The sequence below is a fragment of the Nostoc sp. WHI genome (assembly GCF_015714725.1).
GTDB lineage: Bacteria > Cyanobacteriota > Cyanobacteriia > Cyanobacteriales > Nostocaceae > Nostoc.
Genome location: NZ_WBKM01000371.1, coordinates 1 through 3,283 on the forward strand (window position 1 = coordinate 1; position 3,283 = coordinate 3,283).

The 3,283-nt window shown below is 39.4% G+C and carries 6 protein-coding genes; 1 reads left to right on the plus strand and 5 read right to left on the minus strand.

The genetic code is table 11. The features are described from left to right. On the minus strand, positions 1-220 hold a 220-nt coding region (locus tag F8S12_RS38310), incomplete at its 3' end, for an IS630 transposase-related protein (protein WP_196521552.1). Between the two features lie 338 nt (positions 221-558). On the opposite strand from F8S12_RS38310, the gene F8S12_RS38315 reads away from it, so the two are divergent. Beyond that, complete coding sequence (locus F8S12_RS38315) at positions 559-879, plus strand: hypothetical protein (protein ID WP_196521553.1); 321 nt, start codon at positions 559-561, stop codon at positions 877-879. 355 nt (positions 880-1,234) lie between these two features. On the opposite strand, the gene F8S12_RS38320 is transcribed toward F8S12_RS38315, so the two are convergent. The 4 genes from F8S12_RS38320 to F8S12_RS38335 form a co-directional block, all read right to left on the minus strand. Then, positions 1,235-1,519 carry a hypothetical protein gene (locus F8S12_RS38320; protein ID WP_196521554.1) on the minus strand — a complete coding sequence of 95 codons (285 nt, stop codon included), beginning with the start codon at positions 1,517-1,519 and terminating at the stop codon, positions 1,235-1,237. A gap of 345 nt (positions 1,520-1,864) precedes the next feature. Continuing rightward, positions 1,865-2,161, minus strand: a complete 297-nt coding sequence (locus tag F8S12_RS38325) for a type II toxin-antitoxin system RelE/ParE family toxin (RefSeq protein WP_196521555.1) — start codon at positions 2,159-2,161, stop codon at positions 1,865-1,867. Continuing rightward, positions 2,146-2,331 carry a hypothetical protein gene (locus tag F8S12_RS38330; RefSeq protein WP_104902026.1) on the minus strand — a complete coding sequence of 62 codons (186 nt, stop codon included), beginning with the start codon at positions 2,329-2,331 and terminating at the stop codon, positions 2,146-2,148. The genes F8S12_RS38325 and F8S12_RS38330 overlap by 16 nt, the downstream gene beginning before the upstream one ends. A gap of 555 nt (positions 2,332-2,886) precedes the next feature. After that, positions 2,887-3,283: hypothetical protein (locus tag F8S12_RS38335; RefSeq protein ID WP_230968569.1), on the minus strand; the 397-nt coding region annotated here is incomplete at its 5' end.

Here is a 3,283-nt window from a genome sequence, read left to right on the forward strand (position 1 = left end):
ATTTCTTAAATTTTTCCCAGTCAGTAACTTTATGACTATTTCCTGGTGGTTGACTTGGTAACACTTTGTAATCTCCCGTGCTGGCTTTTCGTTGAAGCCAAAGGTTGATTGTATTTCGACTGATTTGAAAAACTTGAGCCGCTTCACTCTTCTTCATTCCGTCTAACTCGATTGCCTGAATTACCTTCTGACGTAAGTCGTAACTGTACGGTTTTGCCATAATCTGTTTTTATACTGAATATATAATCCGTATCTAATCTTACTTTCATTAGAGATTATACTGTTTGTCCTAACCATCTTGGCGGTTGCTATAAAACTAGGGGATTGAAACAAGGACATATTTTTTCTTGCACTACGTGTCTCAAAAAAAATATTTTTATTTTTTTCATAAATAAATTGTAAGGATTCAGACCCTATATGCTGAGTGCAATTAATTTTACTTTTTACTCAGCACTCGTTACTCGGCACTCAGCACTGTTTTGGTGATAGAGATAAAAGTTGTAAATGACGGGTAACTTGCGATCGTTGATTTTCGGTTTGAAAACGACAAACTGACTATTGTCATCGGCACGAAAGAAGACGAAGAGGAGGAGGCAGACGGCGAATAACTCACTCCTGGAATCCCTGCAAGAAACTGACGGAGATGATTTTTCCAAACTCAGCAAGAAAGACAAACTGGTGTTGATTTCTGTTATTGCAGCGCAATTATCCGTTGAATGCCCTGGGCTAGTCCTCGATCAGACTTATAGCCTTGCCAAGCAAATCAACGAGGGTCTACCAATTGGCGACAGGGCCGGTTTGATTGAAGCCATGATCGCCCAAGTTCGCTGGGGTGAAGATTTAGCCGTTACTGAAGGAGGATCGCCTATACAGCAATAAGTCTGTGTGATGTTTATTGGATTTTTAATAGGGAACCACACCAGCGCTGCTGGGAAAGTTTGCGCTGGTGATTTTTTACACAATTTGATTTTTAATTATGGATTACCGCGATAATCTTCGTCCGTGGGCCGTTTTCCGTTGTCCAACTCCTGTTAATATCTGCGTCCGTCGGTTTCGCCGCCGCCCTGACGCAGCGCATGTTGTAATACTCTAACTTGGCTAGTTCCCATAATATAGTCTGGTTTCGCCAATATATAACAGTCCTAAATCATTTGTGAAAATTCTATATCTCTTTCTTCTTTCTTCCCTTTGTGTCCTTGGCGTTCTTGGCGGTTCGTTTCCTTATTTATATTTTTCACGACTCATTTAGGATTGCTATATAGATGGAATCAGTTGTTTGATAAAATTCAATTTCTAGGAGAATCTCATTGATTTGAGCATCTTCATTATTTGCCTTCTTAAAAGAAAAGCGATAATTTTCTATCTGTTGCTGCCATTCTTTTTGTGAAAGTAAGATGAGAGCTTTTGATAATTCCTGATGAGTAAATGGAATAATTATTTGAGCTTCAATGAAATTATCATCTCTTTGTAATAAAGAAAAATTAAATTCAGATTTGCTGATTTCTAGCAAATATTTCATAGATATAAAGAAGTAAATAAATTGTCTAAAATATGAAGATTGCGTCTTGATCCAGCAGTTGTGTTTGAGGTTACGGCGATTATATCAAGTGGCGAACAGTGAGGTGTGGACTGGTTGTTACAGGGGTTAGGTAAGCAAGGCAGTCCAGAACTAATAAAAATTTGACAAGTCTATCAGTTTGATTGGAGTCAGTTTTCTCCTACGCCGATGTTACTGTCGATTCGCTGAATAAATCGTGGCGTAATATAATGCCTATTGATGATATTTTAGCGTACTTAATTTTGAAACAAGTGGGGATATAATCCAGGATTTGATTGTTTTATTTTAACCGGAACTTGCATATTTCTAAAGCTCAAGATTCTCTTGTGCCGAATGCCAAAATCTAGCAATACTGATCCGCTTTTTCTCATCTTCAACCCTGTAAACAACACGATATGGTTTGAGAATAAGCTGACGGATATTAGGGTCGTCAAACTCAGGTACTTTTTGGCCTTTCAATGGAAATTGACTCAACTCCTTACTTTTTTCAAGAAGTCGCTGACCCAATTTCCTTGCAGCTTCAGGATTGCTTAAAGCAATATACCTGACAATCGCTTCTAAATCTCCCACAGCTTTGGGAGAAAGAACTACTTGGTAGTCCATGCTTCGATCATCTGCTCAACAGATTCAATTGAAACTCCAAGTCCTTGGTCAATCTCTTCTAAACCCTCTTTTACAGCCGCGATAAACTCAATTTCTCTAACAATCTCACGCAGAGACACATTTGGCGGCAAGCGCTTTACAAGTTCAAGGACTGTTTCTCTATCGCTCATAGCAGTTTTTGCTTCTATGCAGATGACTACTGTAATCTTAACTCACGGGTTCACCTTGTAGCTTTTCTTTTAACTAAATAAAAATGCTAATAATGTTTCCCAACCTGCTTGTTGAGTGAAACTTTATCCCATCAAAGTCACGTTTGCTAATTCTTAAACCTATCTCACACCGATTCAACTTATTCACCTTTTTAAACCAGCAATTTCCCAGACACCCCAGCCGTAAAACCCAACCCAATCGCCGCCACAGTCACGTTGGGCTTAATAAATAATGTCGCAATTCCAATAACTGCGCCCCAAAGACAGCCATAACAGCAAACGATAATCAAACCAGACTGAAGGAAGTTGGATTTACCTGAGCCAGTTGTAGCATAAATTTATTCCTCCTTTACTGTTACCCAATCACTCAAAACAGTTATGCAGCAAGCAGTTAACGTTGGTCTGATTAGGGACTTATGTTCATGCTTGGCAAGATAACCACCTTCTAATTCGTTCTGCTCAAAAGAAACTCCAATTACGTCAAAAAGCTTGTTAGCAACATATAAGGAAATTGATTTAGTCTAGTTCCTGTGAACCGAAAGCATGACGAATCACTGCTTCCCCATGTAACGCCCTGGTACGCTGCAAATCTTCCTCAACCTTCATGGCTTCTTGGGAATATGCCAATTGGTTTTTATACATTTCTGCCAAAGATTGCAACTGTTTGAGCTTGTGCCGGGAGAACTTTGTATGTAGCCACTTCTGTGCCTTCAAAGTGCCAGCCACCTCAGCCTCATCCAATACTTGCTGTGCTGTAGTGTAAGCAGGTAATGTGTAGCGATCGCGGATTGATGAAGGTAGATTTCCCTCAATTTGGGTAGCATCTCCCACTCTTAAATCTGTTGAAACTATACCGTCATTTTTACTACCAAATAAACCAGGAAGCCATTTACCTAACATTGCTATACGTCTC